The organism is Mucilaginibacter frigoritolerans (assembly GCF_007830615.1).
GTDB lineage: Bacteria > Bacteroidota > Bacteroidia > Sphingobacteriales > Sphingobacteriaceae > Mucilaginibacter > Mucilaginibacter frigoritolerans.
Map to the genome: position 1 here is coordinate 208,873 of NZ_VLLI01000003.1, position 21,879 is coordinate 230,751.

Below are 21,879 nucleotides of genomic sequence, written 5' to 3' on the forward strand. Positions count from 1 at the left end.
AGAGCTAAACAAATAAGAAGATCCGCCATTGCTGCGGATCTTCTCACTTAAACTAAATCTCACTTGATTATTGAAAATAGTATCCTGATCAAAACCGGCTATTTACATTTTATAAATATAGCTTTCTTATTTTCTATGTAACATTTTCAATGCTGCAAAAAGTATCGAAGGGTCATATTGCCCTTTGAAAAATGGCGAAACTTTCTTATCCAGGTTTAATAAGCCAAATACTGCTGTCTGAGCAGTACGCACAGAATATTCTACGGTAAATACCACATCATCATCTATTTCTGCATATTGTCCTATAAAGGCTAAATTCCTTGTACCGGAAGGAATAACTTTGGGACGATCAGTACCTGTCCTCGGCATAAATTGGCTGGTAATGTAAGGCATCATCACGGGAATAGTAATTGACGTTGCTAATAAATGATTTATATGCTCAGTAAAACGTAAATGCGATAAAACTTCCGTTAGGATTTCATCACCCGTACACTCGGACATCTTCTTTTTTACAAAATTCCCAACCTTATCAGGAAAAAGACCATATCCCCACCATACCCATACATCCTTAGGCTGTTCATAATAATGTGGTTGATGATTTAAGACTACTGTTAAGAGCCAATTGGAATCTTTTATTGTTATCAGCCCACCTTTACCTGCTTCACTTCCGGAAAATTCTTCCAGCAAATTGAAGAAAACAGGATTATTAGCAGTAACAGTAAATGACTCCCATTTCGTTTTTGAAATATCACTACAGAAAGGTGCAGGGTTTCCGAAATCAATAGTTTTTGCCGCTAACTTTTGCCATAGTTTCCATGTGCTTCCGAGTTTGTGTGTCTCTAAAACAGGGGCAGTATTTTTAGATCCTGTGGTTGAATTGGCAGTCATGGTACCATTGGTTACAAACAAAAGATCATTTGGGGTCAATATTATTTCTAAATTGGCGCCGTTCTTAGTGTAAATTAATTTTTCTGCTATCTTCTCTTTATTAGTTATTTTTACGGAAATATCTTTTACTTCAGAGCCCATTTCCAGTTTCACGCCCTTTTCCTTTAACCATTTAACAACCGGCCGCACAATAGAATCAAATTGGTTATACTGAGTCCTGTAAATCCCGCCCATTGTATCAATAGTGCTAAACAAATGTGTAAAACGCAGGCAATAACGTTTGAATTCTATGGCACTATGCCAAGGCTCGAATGCAAATGTTGTACACCAAATAAACCAAAAATTACTTTCAAAAAAATGAGGGTAAAAACAATCGGTTATGGTTTTATTTTCAAGTAATTTTTCTGGGGTAACACAAAGTTTAACCAGGTCCAGCCTGTCTTTTTCCTGAAACCCCAGGTTCGCCACGTCTACAATTTCCCCGCCGGCTACCAATCGCGCCTTATCGTTCCAGAAAAATTCCTGGTGAAATTCCATTAACTCCTCTTTTGCAGATTTATCCGGGTTACTTATGGAAGGAATAAAAGAAAGCAGATCGTATGTACAATTAAATTTTTCTTCAAACATTCGGCCGCCGCGCATAGAATACCCGTCTTTTGGATTCCCTCCGGCATCCAGGCTCCCGCCAAATTTTTCGGATTCATCGAAAATAATAATGTTTTCACCCTTTAAACCGCCGTCACGGATAAGGTAACAAGCAGCAGATAAGGAAGCAATGCCGCTTCCCACTAAATAGGCCTTAACTTCATTCTTGTTTTCAGACATTTTCGTAGATTTTAGATTTATAATAAATTCACTATAATAAGAAAGTAACTGTTACATATAACGATGTTGCTATTCCACCGGCACCTCTTATTGTTTCCTTAAGTTTATTGATAACGAACAACAAGTCACACCCCACATTGTTCGAAGTGGTGATTCAGATGGATGTAAATCAACCTACTCCATTCCTCCCAGCTTAGTTTTCCGAAGTAAGTATGAACCAACCAATATCCATTTGTTTTATTCTCGTAAGCTGATTTTAAGGTGTTAGCTAGCCGCCCGCTGTCTAATTTTTAAACTTCGTAGACAAGATCTACCAACAGCGGGTTTAGCGCTAAACAAATAAGAAGACCCACCATTACGGCGGATCTTCTCCCTTAAACTAAGTCTGGTTTGATTAATAAGCGCTGTCAGCCGTGGTCACCCGGATCAGTTTGGCATTCACGAATTCGTAAATCGCTGCCGGTGATTGTTCCCTGCCATAGCCAGAATGTTTGGTACCACCAAAAGGCAGCTCAGGGGCAATACCGGTTACATGGTTATTATACACCATTCCGGTTTCAATTTGCCTGGCTACATTAACGGCCCGTTCATTATTGGAACTGAACACACTACCACCCAAACCGAAATCAGAGTCATTAGCCAAATCAATGGCTGCCTGCTCGTTCTTTACCTTGTAAAACATAAATACTGGGCCAAAAATCTCTTCCTGGTAAGCGGCAGTTCCAGGTTGGATGTCGCTTAAGATGGTCGGTTCCATAAAAGCACCCGGACGTTCAATGCGGTGCCCCCCAGTTATTACGGTTGCACCTTGTTCCACTGCTTTTTGAACCTGCTTAATCACGTCCTCTACGGCTTTTTCGCTGCTTAAAGGCGCCAGGTCGGTTTGTTCTTCCATTGGGTCGCCTACCTTTAAAGCAGCGAACTTAGCTTTTACTTTTGCCAGAAATACATCAGCAATGCCTTCTTCTACAATCACTCTTTTAGGCGATACGCAAACTTGCCCGGCATTCCAGATGCGGCCGCGTACTGCCGCTTCTGCCGCTTGCTCCACGTCGGCGTCATCCAGCACAATAAAGGCGTCACTGCCACCCAACTCTAAAGCAGATTTCTTAATGTATTTCCCGGCAGCTGCTGCAATAGAAGAACCTGCAGGTTCACTGCCGGTAAGAGTTACTGCTTTGATCCTTTTATCGGCTACCAGCACATCAATTTTGCTTCCGGGAATAAATAAATTTTGGTAAACACCGGCAGGGAAACCAGCTTCTATGAAAATATCCTCCATAATCTGCGCACATTGCGGTACATTGGATGCATGTTTAAGCAGCATGGTATTACCTGCCATAAGGTGCGGTGCTGCGGACCGTGTTATTTGGTAAAAGGGAAAATTCCAGGGTTGAATACTGAGTAAAACACCAATTGGCTCATAACTCAAAAAGGCTGAACCTTGCGGAGTTTGCAATGGATGATCGGCCAAAAACTTTTCGCCGTTTTCGGCATAATAATCGAAAATGGCGACACAAAGCTCCACTTCTGCGCGGCTCTCTTTCAGGAGTTTTCCCATTTCCAGCGTAGCCAATGTTTCCAGTTGTGGCTTCCGGACACGCATCAGATGGGCCACTCTGTGTAAGAGCTGCGCCCGCTCAGTTTTTGGCGTTTTTTTCCAGGCTTGAAAAGCTTTATCGGCAAGAGCGATCTTTGACTCAATCTGCTCATCGCTCATTACTTCGAAACTTTTAACAAGTTTATTATTAAAAGGGTTCACCGTTTTTATCGGTGATGTCTTAGTTACTGTTTCCATTTTCTTAAAATCTAAAGATTAGTCAAAGTTAAATACCCGCTCGCCGGTAGAAATGACACAAGGCAGCTACAGCAGTGAGCTTCCTCACTTTTTCCTTTATTGTATGGCAAAGATGACTATTAAACAGATGTAAATTTTGTATTTTCAACTATAACAGTTTACCTTTATTTTATGAAAGAACCTGCTTACATTGCTTTTGCAAATAAAATCGCCGCAATGATTGTCGGCGGAATTTATAAGCCAGACGATAAATTACCATCAATACGAAGTTTGCATAAAGAAAACGGCTTAAGCATAGGCACTGTATTGCAGGCCTTCAACTATTTGATGGATAAAGGGCTGGTCGTATCCAGAGAAAAATCCGGTTATTTTGTTAATGATAACCAGGGTAAAAGACTGCCCTTACCCAAGGCCCTGCCTGTGTCATTATCCGAAAGAAGTGTACATATTGATCAATTGCTTCAAAAACTGCGCACAGACGGTAACAGCAGGGATTTTGTATCATTTGCTAATGCCCTTCCTGATCACAGACTGTTGCCTTTCAACAGTATAAAGCGGGCCATACAGCAAAACTCGAGAGATATTAGTGGCAACTACCTAAAGTTGGAAAGTCGTACCGGTAATCAGCAGTTGCGTCAGGAGATCGCCAAAAGATCATTTTATTGGAAAGGAGCTACCCATGCGGATGAAATTATCATTACCAATGGGGCAACGGAAGCTATATTGTGCTGTCTTAAGGCGGTTACTAAACCGGGAGACACCGTGTTGGTACAAGACCCTTGCTATTATGGAATTATGCAGGTTCTGGAATGCCTCGAGCTTAAAATTGCCACGATACCTTCGCACCCCGAAACAGGTATAGTAGTAAGTGACGTTAAAGAAGCATGCAAAAAACTGGCTATTAAAGCCTGTGTGTTTGTTAGTAATTTTAACAATCCTGATGGGGCATGTATCAGCACGGAAGGCAAAAAACAGATTGCTGAATTCGCTGCAACGTATCAGATACCCGTGATAGAAGACGATCTGTACGGCGAACTATTCTTTAAAGGGAGTCGGCCGGATACCATCAAAGCGTATGATACCGATGGATGGGTGATGTATTGCAATTCTTTTACCAAGACACTTGTTCCGGGGTTCCGCATCGGCTGGTGTGCTGCCGGGCGCTTCACTTATGAGGTGGCCCGGATCAAATCAATGCACAATGGCTCAACCGCTAACTTCAGCCAGTTGGTAGTTTTGCAACTGCTCAACTCCGGTTCTTATGAAAGACATTTACAGAAATTCAGATTAGAATTGCATAAGAACCTGATCCGTACCACCAACCTGATAGAGCAACACTTTCCGGAAGGAACCAAGGTAACCCGGCCCAATGGCGGCCTGGTTATCTGGGTAGAACTACCGGAGAATATTAATACTGTCAATTTTCAGGAAAAAGCATTTCAATATGAAGTATCGTACGCGCCGGGAGAGATATTTTCATCCAAAGGTGATTATCAGCATTACCTCCGCATCAGTTATTGCAACCTTTGGGAAAATAAGGTGCAAAAGGCACTGATCAGGTTAGGGCAACTGTTTACTAAACTTCAGGAAAACAATGATAATTTAACACATTGTTTTCCTGCTAATTTTACTAACCTACACCTTGATGATGTTAATGCGCAGTAAGCTAAAGGAACTGACGAATTAATAATCCGATTATTTCAGGCGCATCCTCCAGGCTGTAATGACCAGCTTTTTCCAGTTCGTATATTAATCCGTTTGGAAATGCGGTTTTAAAGAGCGGAAGAAAGTAACGGGATTGCAGCGTTTTATCTGCCAGGCCCCATATAGCCATTGCTGGCAGCTTGCTGATCTGTACTTTAACAGCTTCTGTAGGTTCCTCAAACTGGTGCTTTCCGGCAGCCAGTCCCTTTGCCCAGCCAATAGCTCCAAGACATGCTTCTGCACTGGTAAAGGGCGAGCGGTATGCCTCTATCCAGGTATCGGTTATGAGTTCATTCCGCTCAAAGCCATTTAACTATGGGAAACTGAAATGCTTCCGCAATTACAATCTGTTACTATTAAATATTCAAAATCTGTATCTGTTATATATACAAGTATTTGATCAAGTTTGTAAAGTTAATTTAAACTCAATATCATGAAAAATTACACTTTTACTATCCTGCTTTTATGGATAATATCTATCAACAGCAACGCACAAAATACAGCTATGCATACAACAACATCAGCAGAAAAGACGGTCAGGGACTTCTTGGAAACTGTCCGCTCCGGAAAATCGCCGGAAAGAGTTTCCGAATTTATGGCAGATTCGGTAAAGGCGCACCAGCTTAACTCCGAGCACCCTGAAATCATTAACAGAACGCCGGCAAATTACGCGCAACATGTTAATGAGTTTATACAGGCCTATGGGCACTATCAGTTTGAGGTAACAGAATTAATTGCCAGCAATGACAAGGTTTATGCCCGCTGGAAGCAAACCGGGAATCAGATTCAGGATGTGGAGGAATTTAAGGCTACAGGCTTGCCGGTAACAGAGATTGGAAGTGCCGTTTACCGGGTGGAAGATGGAAAGATTGTTGAATACTGGATACAGGTTGACCGTAAGGGCACAGAAATCCAACAACAAAATAATAGTAATATTAAATCAGGAACCAGCAAAGGGGACCTGCCTTTTCCGGATGCCTATATTTTTGGCGATGCGCTTTATATATCCGGCCAGATAGGCTTAGACCAAACAGGGGAACTGATAAAAGGAGGGTTTGAAGCAGAAGCGTCAAAGGTGATGGAAAATCTTGGCAATGTGTTGCGCAAAAATAAACTGCATTATAAAAATCTGATTAACGTAACCGTTTATCTTACCACAATGGACAACTACGTTGCATTCAACAATATTTACCGCAAATATTTTGACAAGAAATTTCCTGCAAGAGTTTGTGTAGCGGTTAAGGAACTGCCACGCCAGGCGCAAATTGAGATTGCTGCGGTTGCCGGGTTTAATTACTAATCTTTAATTCTATAAGATCATGAAAGCAATTTCATATTAACCTTGCTGTCCGAAGTATTAAAACTTCGGACAGCAAGGTTTTAATACTGCCCCCAGAACAGATTGCGCTAATCTTTATTAACCGGTATGTAACAATAATGTTGAGATAGCCGAAATGGTTACACAAGCTGTATTTTTATTAGAAAAAGCAGACAACCCTTTTCTTATGAAAATCAGACTGTTACCCATACTAGCTTTCGTTACTTTTCTTTTTCCCTTTAATTTTTGTTTTGCTCAACTAAACTCTCAAGCCAAACCAGTAATTGATGAATTTGAGAAGGAGTTATCTGCGGGCATAAGCCATGAAAACCTTCACGTTGGTATATCAGTAGCCATCTTAAAGGATGGCAAACTTATATGGCTGCATGCTTATGGTTTCGCTAAGCGCGAAGGTGAAACACCTGCCGATACCAACACTATTTACCGGATTGGCTCAATCACTAAAACCTTTACTGCAGTGCTCCTGATGCAATTAGTGCAGGAAGGAAAAATTGAGCTTGATGACCCTGTTGAGCATTATTTACCGGAGATAAAAAAGCTGAATGGCTATGCAGATGCGGGAACAATCACTTTCAGGCAATTAGCCTCACATACATCCGGGTTAAAACGGGAACCGGATATGAACAATGCAGATGTTGGCCCCTTATCGCAATGGGAGAAAAAACTGATTAGTTGCATCCCGTATACTTCGTTTAATTCAAAGCCGGGTGAAGCATTCTTATACTCAAATATTGGCTATGCCTTGCTTGGGTTGGCCCTTTCGCGGGTTACCGGTGTACCTTATATAACGATGGTGCAACAAAGAATATTTACACCGTTAAACATGAACGATACCTTTTTTGCCCTGCCTGATGATAAGAGGAGCAGGCTGGCGGAAGGAATAGACAATAATAATAAGGGTACGGTTAATACAAGTCTTCCTTTAAAGGAAATTGAAGGGCGCGGTTACCGGGTTCCCAATGGAGGCATTTTTTCAACACCCCGGGATCTATCAAAGTTTGTTGCTTCATTGATGGGTACGCCGCAACTACTCTCTTCAAAAAGCATGGACCAAATGCAAGTGGTACCTCCCGGTGGCAAAAATTACGGCATGGGGCTTGCACTATACCATAAAGATGGCGTGAACATCATCGGACATAATGGTTCGGTGCCCGGTTACACGGCTCAATTCGCAATTGAAAAGCAGAGTGGCTATGCGGTAATTATTATGCGAAATTACAATTCCGGCCTTATCGACCTGGAGCGAACCGCTTACAATTTGCTTAAATTATTAAAGAATGCTGAATGAAGCTATGTCAGACAAGACAAAGACCATATCGTCCGTATTCCTTATAGCACAAAAGGAATACGGACTTTTAGCATATGTCAGTTAATACAATACCTGTTTTATATTAACTAAGTGAGCCGATATTTTTAATACAATTAAATAATTTGCACTTTTCGGTCAGTATTAATAATTGTAATAACGCAAATCTATTTAAACCCAAAACCAACTGACACCACATCTGATACCAGGCCTGTAGTCTGAGAATAATGTCCATATCTTAATTCAAGATCATGCAGACTTTGCCACCCCAAAACACCTCTTGGCGGTGCTATCCTGATTCCGGCTCCAAAGAAACTGCTCTGAAATTGCGCATACTCATAATTACTGGTATAGTAAGTATCAGTAGGGGCGTGTTCCTCATAAGGTGCGAAATATTTAGAGGCAGACTGTGTATAATATCTGTAAAATGGCGAAATAGAAAAAAACGGTGAAATTTTATAAACAATCTCCAGATTGGCCGTGTTGGAATGACTGCCCCAATTATCTATGTAATAACGATAGTATGACTTAAGAATAATATTATCGCCAAGGAAGTAATTGGCTCTTAATCCTAACGGCAGTTTAAAGCGGGAGGATGGTAAATGTTCAATGGTGTCTTTACCATTGGTAAAATATACCCGGTGGAATGGTAAACTCAGGTAACCGTGTTGCGTAACTACATCAGCCAGTAACATAACCTGTAGTCTGGAATTGATGATCTGCGAATAGGAGAATGCAGCAGTATATGTATTTCTTGGGCTGGTAGCAAGGCCCGCTGCTGAAGTGGTACCTCCGCTGCTGCTCAAAACAACATTCCCGCTGGCGGTTGTAATATAAGTTGACCCAGCTGGTGCAGTAGTTAACGTCGTAACAAATTCAGACGGATAGATGAGGGTAACATGGTCAAAGTAACCTTGTAACTTAGCACTGAACTCTCCGTTCTTATCATCGGTTTTAATAGAAAAATGCATATCCGCACCTAACGATTTATAATTATATTCTCCCGAATAGTAAGTACCTAAGCCAAAAGTATTTCCGGATTTCGCATTTTCAACTGTCCAGTCAAGAGAAGGATAAATCCTTGTTCCATCTTTTTTCCCCAATCCAGTTGTAGTTACATAGGCAGATGAGGCAGAGGTATGATGATCGATACCGAGCCCAAAGGATAAGGTATTCTTATTCCGGTTATTTCCCAGCCATGCCAGTTTCAAATCCAAACCATTGGAAACATCCGTTACCTGTTCTGTACCGATGCCTCCCGTAACAGCAGAATGGTCACCATTCTGTGAATAATAACTGGATATCAGGTTAATTTCGTCAACATGAAGCTTTCTTGAATTGTAATTGGAGCTATCGGATTTAACGGGCACCGCTAAACTAAAGCTGTGTTTGCTGCTATCAGGGGCTGTTTGCGCATATGCATTCAAACGGCATAACAGGGCAAATCCGAAGAGGGATAAATAGACTTTTTTCATGTATTTTAATCGATAAGGTTAATTAATTGCAACCACAGCCACCACCCGTTTTGCCGGCATTAGCACCAGACGCCGCTTCCCGATAAGATTGAAAATTCATTTCGTTCCGCTCAACTTTCCGGTTTGCTAATGTCATTTCGGAATCATTGATCCGGTTCTTTTGGTATGCTTTCAAGTTCACACAAGAAGTAACACTTGCCATCAGCAGCAGGAGACTTCCCAGTTTTAAGGATTGTTTCATCATTTTAATGGGGGGTTTTTAAGACATATAATTTATTGTCATCATCAATAAATACAGCTTCAATATCTTTCATTTATTGATATGGACCGGGCCTGCGTAAATACCCACGATCGTCCATAAAAGGATCAATAATTTCATAGTTTTAATATATTAGTGAAAGCTAAATCAGTTATTACAAACAAGCGTTAATGGTTGGCTAATACACCACTGTGGTTATTTACCTTACCTATTTCCAGCAGCATGATCACTGCATTATTGGATAGAGCCTCCAATTCAGCCTCGTTTATCTCCCATAATACAAGCCCGTCCCTGGCGTGCATTAACCGGTACTGAACTTCAAATTCACCATCAATAACAAAAGCAAACAAAGAATTTCCAGGATTGGATACCGGAAGTACTGCTTCGGCACGCCCGTCAAACTGGCCCAGGTAACCAATGGCATTTTCCAGCTTAAAAATCTCTATTAATTGGTTCTTATTCCGGAGCAGGTCAAAAGCAACTTCCTGTTGGTTGTTGGATTTCTTCGTTTTAACCCACAGATGTAAAAAATTCACCATTTCTTCTTCGTACAGATTATTGATCTGGAAACGGGAACCTACCGGCAGATCTAATAGTTGTACATTACCAGGTTCAATCAGTTTTATATCGCCCGAATTATCCATGTATTCTATCGCACCCACTACCGGGATGAGGATAACGGCCGAATGTTCTTCTACACACATGCAGATACTTTTTCCACTGGCCAGTGTATCGTCATTCAAAACATACAGATCACTGAAAGGCACTTTATGTTCATGCTGGTAGCTCCCGAAATTGAACGTATTGTAACTGCGGTACCAGTCCAGTTGATTCAGTCCGCGTTCATCCGCTAAAAACAATTTCCCTTTAGATTGCGGTATCATAAACCTCCTCCTGCTTTAAACTATGAATGCTTAAAAATGGCTGCATGGTAAACATTTCTGTTAAAATGCCATCATCACCTGCTGGTACAGTTTCTTTAAAGGTAACCAGCAGCAGGTTTCCTACCGTATCGATCCAGGTGATGGGCTCACTTATAAATTCTACAGTAATACGATGTCTGGATTTATAACGAACGTCTGAGTCAATAACTTCAAACCTGTAATTTTTAAACGGCAGAAAAGCTTTACCCTGGTTATTCAGAATATCGGGAACATAACCATTCAATTGTTTCAAGTAATTGATCACTGATGCGCTCACTAAAAAGTGCAGCTTATCCGCATTAGGTACATGGTGCTTGAGTTCTGCAAAAGTGAAATACTTTTTGTCAGGGTTGTAATTTTGTGACTGGATCAGGTATTCCTGATATGTGGCTTCAAATACATATTTTTCCCATACATTCTGCGAATCTGCATCGATCACCTTGCGGTACGACAAACGAATTATCCCTTTCGACATGGCATTGATATTAAGCAGGTACACCGATGTTTATGGTCAAAACGTATCCCGCAGAAACACTACCTGTAACGGTTGACAATTCATTCGCCAGGGAATCACTGAAAACCATATCAGCGGTATTGGCGGTATCCTGTTCTCCGCGTGCCGAATAAGGGGAAGCTGTTGTATAAACTGTATTACAAACATCCGTAGGAAGGGCGATCTGAGTAATCAATAAAGAAGTACCGGCTGAGTTATACACGTGCACGTGTATATGCGGCGCCCTTGGCGAATACCAACCCGGAAAAATACTGGTGAAGGTAACCAAACCGTTTGAGTCTGTTGTTTGCCTGCCCCTTAAAAAATGTGATGCGGTATAATCAACAGAAGCATAAGAACCGCCTGGTGTATCTATATATTCTGAATAGTAGCCTAAAGCGGTGCAATGCCAGATATCAACCAATGCACCAGTCAATGCTGCACAGCTATTATTCGTATTGGTAAATGTAAGTTTGATAGTCAAGGGCACTCCTGATTGCCCGTCTACGATATTGCTTCTGACATAGCCTGATGGTGTAATTGTTGGATAAGGTCCCGCAGTTTCTGATGAAGTTACCGTACAAGAGCCGCTTGACGAGCTGCTGCTTGATGAACTGCTGCTGGTAGTAGTTGAAGTTTTAGTCGATTCCTTCTTACAGGAATTAGCAAAAGGTGCAACAACAGCTAAGCCCAACGCGGCTAATCCGCCTGTTAAAAATTTTTTTCTTTCCATGATATTGCTCCTACTTTAGATGTGTTAATTATTTCCTAAAAGTATCCAACCCTAAGGTCTAGCTATAAAATGTATCGTTTAATCATTGATATGAATCGATAAGCGAATAAAAAAACACAGAGAGCCCTTTTTACGCAATTGTTTTAAGGTCGCGCCAGTGCTGTACCAATCGGCTGTCACTGACGCTTGCCCGTCATTACAGGCTATTAAATTCACCTCTATTGAAATTTCAGGAAATGTGATATCTGCAACGAAGACATTAAGATTTGACGCGGAATCAATGGTCACATTCCGCCGAAATCATTTGGTCAATATGAATGGAATCCATCTTATAAGGAAACAGTCAGATTAATTGCACTCTTTTTTTGTATTTTTTTTCGATTAGCTGTCAGCACCATCGCCCGGCAACAACAATCAGTGGCAAAAAGGTTACTTTTTTAACACATAATACTTATTCAGACATCTGTGACAGATATACCTGCTTATTGGCAACCACGGTAAGGTAAGTTTTACAAATTTCCCTCTGTGTACCCGATAGTTCATAGGGATCTTACATTTCGGGCAAGCGGGGACGATCTTTGCTCGACCGCCCCTGCTATGTTCATTGGCTTGATTGATGCTTATACTCATCTTTGTATGATTTTAAGGGGGTACTTAAAAAATTCTAATGATCAAACGCTTCGCCCTATCTTTAATCTGCAGTAAGCGCCACCGGTGCCAGCTGGCGTGGCGAACCATCGGGCCCTACGGCAATGATATTGTCAAAAATAATGTGCGAACCGGGCTTTATAGTATTCAATGCGTTCCGCATTTCATCGTTCAGGGTATTGCCATTGGTAACCTGCACGGTTGCACTTTCGCGCGGGTTAGCAATGATCATATTAAATTTGGTGATCCGGAACTTTGCGTCAAAATCAAAATTCTCCAGCGTGGCGTAAATCGCTTCCTGGGCTTTTAAAGCAACCGTTGCCACCATACCACCTGAGCGCCCCGAGAACCTGGCAATGGGATCGGGTATCCTTTTTGCCCGGAATTTGGTGCTGCTTAACACCTGGCTTTTGCCGGGCGATACCTCTGCGGAAACTGTTACCATAACTATCCCGGGGTTGGTCACTTTAACTACGTATTTCCCGCCTGAGCCATTAAGCGAGCCTGATGACATGCTGACCCTTATATTTTTGGATGGGATGCCTGGCACAGATACCGATACCGGGTTATCCACGCCTATATAAAACACATTCATCTTATCCGGCGATACCACTGCGGATGGACGGGCCACCATGTACTGCTGTTCGGGCGTGGTGTACATTTTAACCGTGCCATCGGTTTGTTTTACCGCTATAGTTCCCTTCCAGTTAAAAATACCTTCCTTGCTGGTGTTTACATTGTATTCGCCCCTGCCATCGGTCACACTTATCGGTGAGCCCCCAACCTCAATTTGCGGATTCGCTTTTGAATCATAGGCCGTCAAAAACACCTGCGCTTTATAGGGCTGCCCCTGTATCAGGTAGGATGTTGGCGCTACAGCTACAGCTTCAAATTTATCCAGGTTCACTACCGCCTGGTCCATCTTGCCCAGTATCTTTTTTACCACTTCCGATTCGGCATTTTTAGTATCCGCCTGAATTTTTGAAAGGATGGTAAAAGTGGCCGTTAACGGCACGCCTTCGCCAAAATTCAACTCTTCCCAGGTACGTATACTTCCTGAATGGTTTACGGGATCATCGGCACTCAAGGTAAATGAAACCTGTTTGCCGTCTTCGCTGCCCAAAAGCTGCTTTAGCTTTTCCCGGGTATCATTTATTTTTTCCTTCAGCATGAAGGCCCGCTTTTTATTGATCATCACGTTATATCCAATGTCCAAATTATCACGTTCCTTCAGATCGCCGGTACTTTGATCGTAACCATCGCCCTGTTCTGTCAGTTCCTTTTTTATGCCGATGATATAATCGTTCAGATCCTGGGTTATTCTTTCGGCCTCTTTGGCTTTTCCGTAAATTGGTTTTGCTCTTTCGGGCGATTCTTTGAGCCGGGTTTGCTCAAAGGTTTTAAACAATTGCTGTATTGATGTACCTACGTTATTTGCCGAAGCGGTAAGACTATCGTTTATCGTTTTAAACGCGTCTAAAATTGTTTCCGATACATTCAGGGCCAGCATTGCCAATAAAACCAGGTACATTATATTAATCATCTTTTGCCTGGTTGTTTCTTTTCCTGCAGCAGCCATAACTTTTAATTTTAATTGTTAATAATCAGTTGATTTTACTCCGGAGTTTACATCCGGGGCTGGTTCATGGCCGAAAGCATATTGGCATAAAATACGTTCAGCGATGAGATATTTTTTGCCAGTTTGTTTACTTCATCCTTAAACAGGCGGCTGTCATCAGCAGATTCATTCAGGTTTTTAAGCGTGGTGCTCAATCCCTGGTAAAACTGGTTAATCTGCCTCAGGTTACTATCTGCTCCATTTAATTCCGCCTCATAAAGGGAATTTAGTTGCGATAAATTGAAAGTAAGTTTTGATACTTGCTGATGATAAGCGTTCGCATCATTACTGCTATTGGCAATTGCCGCCAGCCCGGCCGAGGCGCGCTCAAAGGCGATACCAAGCAGGTCGAATTTTGATGCTGCATGCTGCAATTTGTTTGAAAAGTCATCGGTAGCCAGCGAAACATCGGCTATGTTGTTAATGCTTTCCAGTTTATGGGTAAACCTTTTTAAACCTTCGCCAAGTCCATTTATCGCCTCAGGTGTAACATCGGCATTCTTTAACAGGCTATCCAATGCAGCAGTTTGTCCGGTGGCTACCTGCCCTGTTCGGGTACCGGGTACCGGTAAAGCGCCATTATAATCAATCGCCAGTTCAGGATATACTTTTTCCCATTCCGGATCTTGTACCGGTGGAAAAAATCCAAGGGTAAAAAATAACAATGCTTCTACCGTTAGGCCAAGCCCTATCATATTGGTGCCCATTACGCCACCCCAGTGATTTATTTTAAACATGGCGCCAAGAATTACCACGCTTGCTCCCCAGGAGATAGCGATATGCAGCCAATTGATTTTTTTAGTCTTTTTCATTTTTTTAAAGTTTAATTGTTAACAGATTAGAATTTAATGTAGATAGTTGCCCCTGCGTTCAGACCGGGTAAAAGCCCGCGTATGCCTGTACTTACCTTATCGGCTTTGTTTTCATAAGTTGACGTTGCAGCACTGGTTGGGATAAACCAACCGAAATCAGTACGCAGGCCAATATGATCAGAGATGGAGATGTTACCCAGCCCAGTACCGATGTATGGCCTGAATTTGGACATGTAGATATAGTAATTGGGCACTTGGTCTATGCCCTGCCTGTATAGGCTATTTGTAAAATAATAGCTTACCCCGGTTGATACAAACCATTTACTGGCAAACCAATCGGTTCTTCCATATAGTGGCTGCCAGTCGATGATGGCATAAACAGATGTACGGTCTAACTGCGTTGTTCTGTTGTTATATTGAAAACTCAGATCAGCAGTGGTATTAAATCCAACCCGGACATTAAAAAACCGTGCAAAACTTTTTGTACCTTGTATCCCAAAACCCTGGGTGCCTAGTTGTAACCCAACTGAAGTCTCAGGAAACGCGCTGTATTCAGGCAATACTTGTGCTTTAGATTCCTTGCCTATAAGGGTAAGTAATGCTACAATCAGCAGCATTTTTACAAATTCTTTGATTAAATTCATTTGCTTTTTCATTGTGTAGCCTCCTTTTTAGTGTCATTAACCCGAGCTATCTTTTTATCGTCGATACCCTTAGGATTTTTCCAGATATTCTTTCTTAACTCATTTAATTTTTGTTCAATCTTCAATGCTTCCGGGCTGCCAGGATCAAGTTGCTCTGTTTGTGATCCGGATGGAGAAAACTCCTTTACCAGGCTCGCCGTGAACTTATGCTGCATAAAAACATCGTCGAGGGTTATATTGAAGATGCCTTTATCAGGATCGCTTACATCCTCCTGTACCAGAGCATACCGCAGCTGCGGAAAATAAAGCCAGAATGCCGGCGTGCTCGACATGTTTGCCGGCAAACCTGCCGAACTGCCGATAGCCATCATCGGTGCCAGCCCTATGATCCTGACATCAACCCGGCCCCGCTGCTTGTCGAAATACACATCTTCTTCTATCCTGAATTTGGTGATCACATCAGGGTTAAACTCATTGAGCACCATTTTTGAAGAAACCTGATTGCCGTCCTTATCAAACTTTGGCACCAGTACCGAATCGGCAAACCGCTCTTTCGCCTGCTTTGCGTTCAGTTTCTTTTTATAGTCATTGCTCGTATAAGGAGTGAGTTTCCCTTTTGCAATGCCTTTTAAAATACTTTCCATTAGCGAATGGCCCGGTATAGTTAAAATGGCATTAACGGTATCTGTAAGATCGATGATGCGCCATACCTTTGCATAGAGCCTCACGTTTGCCGGATTTATTTTAGGGTACGGAAAGGGCCTGGCCTGACTCAGATCGGCCGCCTTGATGTTTTCATCATATGCCGGCAAAGTGTCTGTCAAGGTGCTGTCGGGTAAAGCGGTTTGGGCAAAGCTTTTATTAAAACATAGTGCCAGCACAAACAGCATTGCTATTATTATTTTTTCTTCCTTTTTCATAATCTTATTATTTAGCGTATTTCCTTGTTTTTACCTGTTCACCGGTTAACTCAAAAGCAGCCATTATACATCTGAAACCGATATAAGAATGTGCGGCATCCTGGTCGTCAAAGTTCCTGGTGTCGGTATTCAGCATCTCGCCATTATCTTTCCACGAGCCGCCACGTACCACTTTGCGTTTCATTAACGGGGGGTCCTTTTCATTGGCATCATAAAGCAAAGCCGGGTTAAGGTCATTAACCAATTGCGATGAAGACGGGCTGTAAGCATCAAGCGTCCACTCAGATACGTTACCGGCCATATTATACAAGCCAAAAGCATTGGGTGTATAGGAGGTTACCGGTAAGGTAAATGTTGATCCGTCGCTAGAGTAGCTCCCCTCACCTTGTTTAAAGTTTAATGATAGCTGCGTCTTACCTGTTTTATCAACCGTAGTCATAACTGTATGAATTACGGTGTCCGAAGGATCTGTTTTAGCTTCGGCTGCGTATTGCCATTGTGCTTCGGTAGGCAGGCTAAAACTCAGCTTAAAATTTCGCAGGTTGGGGTTATTTTTAATCAATACCTTTAGCTGCGTACCCCTCCAGTCGGCATAGGCACGGGCCTGTTTCCAGCTAACACCCACAACGGGGTTGTATTCGTATATCTTATTGGTGAAGTAGTTGGCGTCCATCACCGTCATCTGCGCGTTCGGAAAATCAGCCGACCAAACCGACTCATGCGGGTAAATAGCTACAGTATCCATAACAAACTCGCTATTTTTTATACCATCCATACGCACATAATAAAATCTGTATTTAAGGAGGGCCGGATCTGGCATGCGTGTACCGTTGATCATCGTCATCATTGGCGCCAGTTTATCTTTTATTTCCGGGGGAGCCTTTTTCCAGAGCGGGCTGATCTTTTCAACCTTGCTCCAGTCTATCATCCTCAGTTCTTTATGAGCCGCACCCACCGTAGCGCCAGTGGACGGAAGAAAGAAAGAATCATCGTGCAGGTAATCGGTTATGGCTACCGAATCGGCAACCCAGTTTACAAATGCCTGATACTGCTTATTATTAACTTCGGTTTTATCAATAAAAAAAGCGCTTACACTTACTTTTCGCTGCTCGGCTTTATCATCGTTGAGCATTTTGTAGTAAAAAGTACCCGAAGGGATGTATACCATTCCCACCGGTGGGATAAGGGACTTTGCAGCAACGGCCCGGGTTTTTGGTGTATTATATAAATTACGCTGGCAGGCGCTGAACATCAGCAGCAGCACACCTGTTATTTGAGCATATTTTCTCATTCGACATATAGATTAAGGGTGAAACAATAAGTCAGAATGATATCATATGCATCTTTTATTTGGGGTTAAACAATAATCAAATGTGCCTGTAGCGTTTTACTAAACCATCAAAATATCGATTAAACAAAAGATTTTGCCGACAAAAAGATTAATGAAAATCTGATGAAATCCGTTCGTCTATACAAAAGCCCCATTCACCGATAAATCGTTGGTACGATGCTTATTTACACTGATTTTTGTGCCGCAAACCCTGCAATTGTGTTGAAGAGTGGATTGATGGGGAATGTAAGTTTTTCATAGGTGGGCGCCTGTAGAAATGCAGGCGCTTTTTTATAACAAGCAAAAAACACACATAAAATATATCGGGCTAAAACGATAGCCACCTTATTTATTACTGTTTGATTTTGATATTTTAATATAAAAAGCAGGATGAAACAAAAATTACATAAAGCAAAAGCTATTTTTGATATTCATAAAACATAAAATGTTTCGTTCAAGAGCAACCACTTTTTTTATTCATTCAGCCGGCTGGCTCATCTTTCTGGGCTTCCCACTTCTATTCATGAATAAAACTCAGGAACACCTTACCAACAGTTTTTTTGTACTGCTATCGCCATTCTACTGGTTGTTTTGTTTAACCTATATATTTATGTTTTATTTAAATGCATGGTACCTGGTGCCGCAATTTGTATTTAAAAAGAAATATTTTTTATATGGCATCATCGTACTGACACTTTCAGGATGTGTATATTATTTACAACCTTTCGATAACCTGTTGGACCATAACCTGCTAAAAAACTCAAAACCAAATACCGCAGTGGCCGGTGCAGACAGTGCAGCAATTAATTCAAAAAACCTTCCCTTCGGGCCCTTGCCACACCAGGACCTGCGGATGGAAGACCCCCGCTTCAAGCCCTCCAACCATATTATATTCATTCATCAATCCGGCAATATTGATATGGTGGGCTTATTTATATTTATTATTGTAATGGGCCTCAGCATAGCGGTAGCCACAGTGCAAAAATGGCAGCTTACAGAAAAGGTTGTGGTTAAAGCGCAGGCAGAAAAGGCGCATGCAGAATTGTCTTTTTTAAAGGCGCAGATCAACCCGCATTTCCTGTTCAATACTTTGAATAATATTTATGCGCTATCGATAACCAACAGCGAGAAAACTTCTCAGAGCATTATGAAGCTATCAAACATTATGCGTTACGTGACAGACGAAGTTACGGAGGACCATGTCTCGCTACAGAGCGAGATCGATTGTATAAACGATTATATAGATTTGCAAAAATTGCGCATCGGTAAAAAAATCAAGATCAATTTTATACTGGCTGGCGATATTAAAAATCAAAGGATAGCTCCACTGGTGCTGATGACGTTTATTGAAAATGTGTTTAAATACGGCATTAGCAAACACCATAACGCAACCATTACCATTAAACTCATAATTGAAGAAACCAAACTCATTTTCTTTTGCCAGAACATTATTTTTGAAAAAGGCACAAATAGCAACCGTAAAGGGATAGGGATAGCCAATACCAAACAACGCCTGGAACATATGTACCCGGGTAAACATTTGCTGGAGATCAACAAAGACAACGGTTTGTTCACCGTTAAGTTAGAAATAGTTTATTAAAATTAAAATATTTATTATGCAGTTAAAATGTATAGCTATTGATGATGAACCTTTAGCGATCGAGATAATAAAAAGGCACATTTCGGAATTCCCGGACCTCAAATTGATTCAAACGTTTGAGGATGCCATTTCAGGGGCTGAGTTTTTAAAAAATCAAAAGGTCGATCTGATCTTTATTGATATTGATATGCCCGATATTACTGGTATCGACCTGGTACGCTCCCTTTCGGATAAGCCGATGGTTGTTTTTACTACCGCTTATAAAAAATTTGCTTTTGAAGGCTTTGAGCTCGAAGCCATTGATTATTTATTAAAACCAATCAGCATTGAGCGATTTTCGGCCGCAGTGCAAAAAGTGCTGGACTATGCAAAATATAAAAATGCCGAAAGCAGGGAAGAAACAGACGCCTCGATATATGTACATTCCGAATACCGGATGATAAAAATAGACCTGAAAGAAATTCAATACATTGAAAGCATGCAGGATTACGTAAAAATATACTTGAGCAATATCGAAAAACCAGTACTAACGTTGATGTCAATGAAAGGTATTCTCGAAAAGTTACCCCCCAGCGATTTTGTGAGGATACACCGTAGTTTTGCTGTAGCAAAAAAACAGGTATTATCCATTCATAACCGTAAAGTAAAACTTAAAACTGCTGAGCTACCTGTTGGGAACAACTATGCCGATTTTATAAAAGAGTGGTCAAAATAAACATATATATTTCATTTCATCGGTAAATTAGTCCGGTTCGCCGACACTTCCTTTTCATTTGGCACTTATAACAGCACTTTTATATAAAGTATTTAAAGCCACAAGATTATGGAACTATTAGCCAGACAAAAAAGAATACTAATACTCGACAATAGCGGCAGGATGACATCTATTGTTAATGAAATAATGGAATATGGCGATTTTGCCATTCATACCATTTATGACCCCAACGCGGTGTATGACAGAGCCATCGAGATATTCCCCGACCTGATCATCCTCGACTATTTATTATTGAGCAGTGATTGTGAGGTGGTTTGCAGGGATATCAAGGAAGATAAACATTTAAAGGAGATCCCGGTGATCGTTGTAACCGCATACAAGAATAAAAAAGTACGGGCAGACTCGTATAAGTGCGACGCAATATTTTTAAAGCCGGTTGACATGCAATTGTTCGCCCCGCGTATTGATTACTTAATGGCATCCTGATATATCGAAAAACATTACATTTATAACCTGAATTTGAGCAGGTAAAAGGATGAAACTAAAGAAAAATATTGCTACCAGTGAGAGCGGTTTTATATTTAATCCCGCTACAGGCGATTCTTTTTCAGGAAATGCCATGGCATCAAGCATATTGCTTGCCATGAAGAATGGCGAAGCTGAAGTCACCATCAAACAAAATATATTACAAAAATACGAGGTTAGTCCTGAACAACTTGACCGCGATTGGGATGACTGGATAGTACAGTTAAAAGAAGCTAATTTGCTGGAAACAGGGAGCTATGACGGCAAATAAATATACGAACCTGTGTATCGGCGTAACCGGACTCAACGCAAATGACAATCCGGGGCCCGGCGTGGCTGTGATTAGGGCGCTGAAGGAGGGATTGGGTGCCGGCGTTAAAATCATCGGGTTATCCTATGAGTCTTTGGAACCAGGTATTTATATGCATTACCTGGTTGATAAAACCTACCAGGTACCCTACCCTACAGCAGGCACCGAAAACCTGATTGAGCGTATCCGTCATATTCACGAAAAGGAGGGGTTGGACATGATCATCCCTAACTTTGATGCAGAGTTGTATAATTTCATCAAGATAGCGCCGCAATTAAAAAAAATGGGGATACATACTCTTTTGCCGTCAATTGACCAGCTTTTGATGAGGGATAAGGTAAACCTGGCGGCATTTGGACGGCAAAACAATTTTCATGTTCCTGGAGATTACAAATTATCAACCGAAGCAGATTTAAAAGCAGCTGCGGGTGAATTGAGTTTCCCGCTCGTAATTAAAGGAAAATTTTACGGGGCCACTGTAGCTTATACTTTAAATGCTGCATTAAACGCGTTTCACCAATTAGGAGCAGCCTGGGGATACCCTGTTATAGCCCAGCAATACATTAAAGGAACAGAAATTAACATAGCCGCATTAGGCGATGGCAAAGGGAACAATATCAGTATTGTGCCCATGCGCAAATTATATATTACGGATAAAGGCAAAGCCTGGGCAGGTGTTACTATTGAGGACCCGGCGCTGATAAAACTGGCAAATAGCTTTGCAAAAGCTACTCATTGGAACGGACCCTACGAAATGGAAATTATGAGGGATGGCGAAGATCATCTCTTCATTCTCGAAATTAACCCCAGGTTTCCGGCATGGATCTACCTTGCCGCAGCTGCCGGGCAAAACCAACCCGTTTCCTTGGTAAAAATGGCTATGGGCGAAGATATTATCCCTTTTAATGAGTACGAGGCAGGTAAATTATTTATCAGGCACTCGTGGGACGATGTAGTGGACATTTCGGAGTTTCAGCAATTTTCGGCCCTGGGAGAACTATAAGAAACAGGTAT

At 41.6% G+C, this 21,879-nt stretch carries 21 protein-coding genes; 8 read left to right on the forward strand and 13 right to left on the reverse strand.

Annotated elements, in window-relative coordinates; all coding sequences use genetic code 11:
* Positions 1-126: 126 nt before the first annotated feature.
* Together JN11_RS06730 and JN11_RS06735 are read right to left on the reverse strand one after the other, a co-directional pair.
* Positions 127-1,737 (reverse strand): oleate hydratase, encoded by a 1,611-nt coding sequence (locus tag JN11_RS06730; RefSeq protein WP_317131267.1) that lies wholly within the window; start codon positions 1,735-1,737, stop codon positions 127-129.
* A gap of 370 nt (positions 1,738-2,107) precedes the next feature.
* Positions 2,108-3,511, reverse strand: coding sequence for an NAD-dependent succinate-semialdehyde dehydrogenase (locus JN11_RS06735; RefSeq protein ID WP_144910959.1), 1,404 nt, complete (start codon positions 3,509-3,511; stop codon positions 2,108-2,110).
* A gap of 171 nt (positions 3,512-3,682) precedes the next feature.
* Between JN11_RS06735 and JN11_RS06740 the strand changes: the two genes are divergently transcribed.
* Positions 3,683-5,176 (forward strand): aminotransferase-like domain-containing protein, encoded by a 1,494-nt coding sequence (locus JN11_RS06740; protein WP_144910961.1) that lies wholly within the window; start codon positions 3,683-3,685, stop codon positions 5,174-5,176.
* Between the two features lies 1 nt (position 5,177).
* Here the strand turns inward: JN11_RS06740 and JN11_RS24390 are convergent, their stop codons facing one another.
* Positions 5,178-5,345, reverse strand: a complete 168-nt coding sequence (locus JN11_RS24390) for a hypothetical protein (RefSeq protein WP_170227702.1) — start codon at positions 5,343-5,345, stop codon at positions 5,178-5,180.
* 303 nt (positions 5,346-5,648) lie between these two features.
* Between JN11_RS24390 and JN11_RS24395 the strand changes: the two genes are divergently transcribed.
* Both JN11_RS24395 and JN11_RS06750 read left to right on the forward strand, forming a co-directional pair.
* A complete protein-coding gene (locus JN11_RS24395) occupies positions 5,649-6,515 on the forward strand; it encodes a Rid family detoxifying hydrolase (protein WP_170227703.1) in 867 nt (288 codons plus the stop codon).
* Between the two features lie 205 nt (positions 6,516-6,720).
* Positions 6,721-7,842 carry a serine hydrolase domain-containing protein gene (locus tag JN11_RS06750; protein WP_170227704.1) on the forward strand — a complete coding sequence of 374 codons (1,122 nt, stop codon included), beginning with the start codon at positions 6,721-6,723 and terminating at the stop codon, positions 7,840-7,842.
* Positions 7,843-8,027: 185 nt separating this feature from the next.
* Here JN11_RS06750 and JN11_RS06755 read toward each other — a convergent pair whose 3' ends face one another.
* From JN11_RS06755 to porK, 10 genes are all read right to left on the reverse strand, one after another.
* Positions 8,028-9,335: a DUF3570 domain-containing protein gene (locus JN11_RS06755; protein ID WP_144910965.1), complete on the reverse strand. Its 1,308-nt coding sequence runs from the start codon at positions 9,333-9,335 to the stop codon at positions 8,028-8,030.
* 22 nt (positions 9,336-9,357) lie between these two features.
* Complete coding sequence (locus JN11_RS06760) at positions 9,358-9,579, reverse strand: DUF4266 domain-containing protein (protein ID WP_144910966.1); 222 nt, start codon at positions 9,577-9,579, stop codon at positions 9,358-9,360.
* Between the two features lie 182 nt (positions 9,580-9,761).
* Positions 9,762-10,478 carry a pirin family protein gene (locus JN11_RS06765; protein ID WP_144910968.1) on the reverse strand — a complete coding sequence of 239 codons (717 nt, stop codon included), beginning with the start codon at positions 10,476-10,478 and terminating at the stop codon, positions 9,762-9,764.
* Entirely contained in the window at positions 10,462-10,992 is a 531-nt protein-coding gene (locus JN11_RS06770) for a hypothetical protein (RefSeq protein ID WP_144910970.1), read from the reverse strand. The genes JN11_RS06765 and JN11_RS06770 overlap by 17 nt, the downstream gene beginning before the upstream one ends.
* Positions 10,993-11,002: 10 nt before the next feature.
* Positions 11,003-11,743 (reverse strand): dioxygenase family protein, encoded by a 741-nt coding sequence (locus JN11_RS06775; protein ID WP_144910972.1) that lies wholly within the window; start codon positions 11,741-11,743, stop codon positions 11,003-11,005.
* Positions 11,744-12,434: 691 nt separating this feature from the next.
* On the reverse strand, positions 12,435-13,970 hold the full coding sequence (gene porM, locus JN11_RS06780; RefSeq protein WP_144910975.1) for a type IX secretion system motor protein PorM/GldM: 1,536 nt from the start codon (positions 13,968-13,970) through the stop codon (positions 12,435-12,437).
* A gap of 47 nt (positions 13,971-14,017) precedes the next feature.
* The gene (gene porL, locus JN11_RS06785) at positions 14,018-14,821 is read right to left on the reverse strand and encodes a type IX secretion system motor protein PorL/GldL (protein WP_144910977.1); all 804 of its coding nucleotides are present in this window, start codon (positions 14,819-14,821) and stop codon (positions 14,018-14,020) included.
* A 26-nt stretch (positions 14,822-14,847) separates the two neighbouring features.
* Positions 14,848-15,465, reverse strand: coding sequence for a hypothetical protein (locus JN11_RS06790; RefSeq protein ID WP_144910979.1), 618 nt, complete (start codon positions 15,463-15,465; stop codon positions 14,848-14,850).
* Positions 15,466-15,473: 8 nt separating this feature from the next.
* On the reverse strand, positions 15,474-16,385 hold the full coding sequence (porN, locus tag JN11_RS06795) for a type IX secretion system ring subunit PorN/GldN (protein ID WP_144910981.1): 912 nt from the start codon (positions 16,383-16,385) through the stop codon (positions 15,474-15,476).
* A gap of 7 nt (positions 16,386-16,392) precedes the next feature.
* Positions 16,393-17,676 carry a T9SS ring complex lipoprotein PorK/GldK gene (porK, locus tag JN11_RS06800; RefSeq protein ID WP_144910983.1) on the reverse strand — a complete coding sequence of 428 codons (1,284 nt, stop codon included), beginning with the start codon at positions 17,674-17,676 and terminating at the stop codon, positions 16,393-16,395.
* Between the two features lie 484 nt (positions 17,677-18,160).
* Here porK and JN11_RS06805 point away from each other — a divergent pair, with 484 nt between their 5' ends.
* The 5 genes from JN11_RS06805 to JN11_RS06825 all read left to right on the forward strand — a co-directional run bounded on the left by JN11_RS06805 (position 18,161) and on the right by JN11_RS06825 (position 21,868).
* Positions 18,161-19,315 (forward strand): sensor histidine kinase, encoded by a 1,155-nt coding sequence (locus JN11_RS06805; RefSeq protein ID WP_144910985.1) that lies wholly within the window; start codon positions 18,161-18,163, stop codon positions 19,313-19,315.
* Between the two features lie 16 nt (positions 19,316-19,331).
* A complete protein-coding gene (locus JN11_RS06810; RefSeq protein ID WP_144910987.1) occupies positions 19,332-20,030 on the forward strand; it encodes a LytR/AlgR family response regulator transcription factor in 699 nt (232 codons plus the stop codon).
* 108 nt (positions 20,031-20,138) lie between these two features.
* The gene (locus JN11_RS06815) at positions 20,139-20,516 is read left to right on the forward strand and encodes a response regulator (protein ID WP_144910989.1); all 378 of its coding nucleotides are present in this window, start codon (positions 20,139-20,141) and stop codon (positions 20,514-20,516) included.
* A gap of 49 nt (positions 20,517-20,565) precedes the next feature.
* Positions 20,566-20,826, forward strand: a complete 261-nt coding sequence (locus JN11_RS06820; protein WP_144910991.1) for a PqqD family protein — start codon at positions 20,566-20,568, stop codon at positions 20,824-20,826.
* Positions 20,813-21,868, forward strand: a complete 1,056-nt coding sequence (locus JN11_RS06825; RefSeq protein ID WP_144910993.1) for an ATP-grasp domain-containing protein — start codon at positions 20,813-20,815, stop codon at positions 21,866-21,868. The genes JN11_RS06820 and JN11_RS06825 overlap by 14 nt, the downstream gene beginning before the upstream one ends.
* Positions 21,869-21,879 lie beyond the last annotated feature (11 nt).

Coding starts and splice junctions, on each gene's coding strand:
- JN11_RS06735 (WP_144910959.1), bottom strand. CDS start 3,511: ATGGAAACAGTAACTAAGACATCACCGATAAAAACGGTGAACCCTTTT.
- JN11_RS06740 (WP_144910961.1), top strand. CDS start 3,683: ATGAAAGAACCTGCTTACATTGCTTTTGCAAATAAAATCGCCGCAATG.
- JN11_RS24390 (WP_170227702.1), bottom strand. CDS start 5,345: ATGGCTATATGGGGCCTGGCAGATAAAACGCTGCAATCCCGTTACTTT.
- JN11_RS24395 (WP_170227703.1), top strand. CDS start 5,649: ATGAAAAATTACACTTTTACTATCCTGCTTTTATGGATAATATCTATC.
- JN11_RS06750 (WP_170227704.1), top strand. CDS start 6,721: ATGAAAATCAGACTGTTACCCATACTAGCTTTCGTTACTTTTCTTTTT.
- JN11_RS06755 (WP_144910965.1), bottom strand. CDS start 9,335: ATGAAAAAAGTCTATTTATCCCTCTTCGGATTTGCCCTGTTATGCCGT.
- JN11_RS06760 (WP_144910966.1), bottom strand. CDS start 9,579: ATGATGAAACAATCCTTAAAACTGGGAAGTCTCCTGCTGCTGATGGCA.
- JN11_RS06765 (WP_144910968.1), bottom strand. CDS start 10,478: ATGATACCGCAATCTAAAGGGAAATTGTTTTTAGCGGATGAACGCGGA.
- JN11_RS06770 (WP_144910970.1), bottom strand. CDS start 10,992: ATGTCGAAAGGGATAATTCGTTTGTCGTACCGCAAGGTGATCGATGCA.
- JN11_RS06775 (WP_144910972.1), bottom strand. CDS start 11,743: ATGGAAAGAAAAAAATTTTTAACAGGCGGATTAGCCGCGTTGGGCTTA.
- porM (WP_144910975.1), bottom strand. CDS start 13,970: ATGGCTGCTGCAGGAAAAGAAACAACCAGGCAAAAGATGATTAATATA.
- porL (WP_144910977.1), bottom strand. CDS start 14,821: ATGAAAAAGACTAAAAAAATCAATTGGCTGCATATCGCTATCTCCTGG.
- JN11_RS06790 (WP_144910979.1), bottom strand. CDS start 15,465: ATGAATTTAATCAAAGAATTTGTAAAAATGCTGCTGATTGTAGCATTA.
- porN (WP_144910981.1), bottom strand. CDS start 16,385: ATGAAAAAGGAAGAAAAAATAATAATAGCAATGCTGTTTGTGCTGGCA.
- porK (WP_144910983.1), bottom strand. CDS start 17,676: ATGAGAAAATATGCTCAAATAACAGGTGTGCTGCTGCTGATGTTCAGC.
- JN11_RS06805 (WP_144910985.1), top strand. CDS start 18,161: ATGTTTCGTTCAAGAGCAACCACTTTTTTTATTCATTCAGCCGGCTGG.
- JN11_RS06810 (WP_144910987.1), top strand. CDS start 19,332: ATGCAGTTAAAATGTATAGCTATTGATGATGAACCTTTAGCGATCGAG.
- JN11_RS06815 (WP_144910989.1), top strand. CDS start 20,139: ATGGAACTATTAGCCAGACAAAAAAGAATACTAATACTCGACAATAGC.
- JN11_RS06820 (WP_144910991.1), top strand. CDS start 20,566: ATGAAACTAAAGAAAAATATTGCTACCAGTGAGAGCGGTTTTATATTT.
- JN11_RS06825 (WP_144910993.1), top strand. CDS start 20,813: ATGACGGCAAATAAATATACGAACCTGTGTATCGGCGTAACCGGACTC.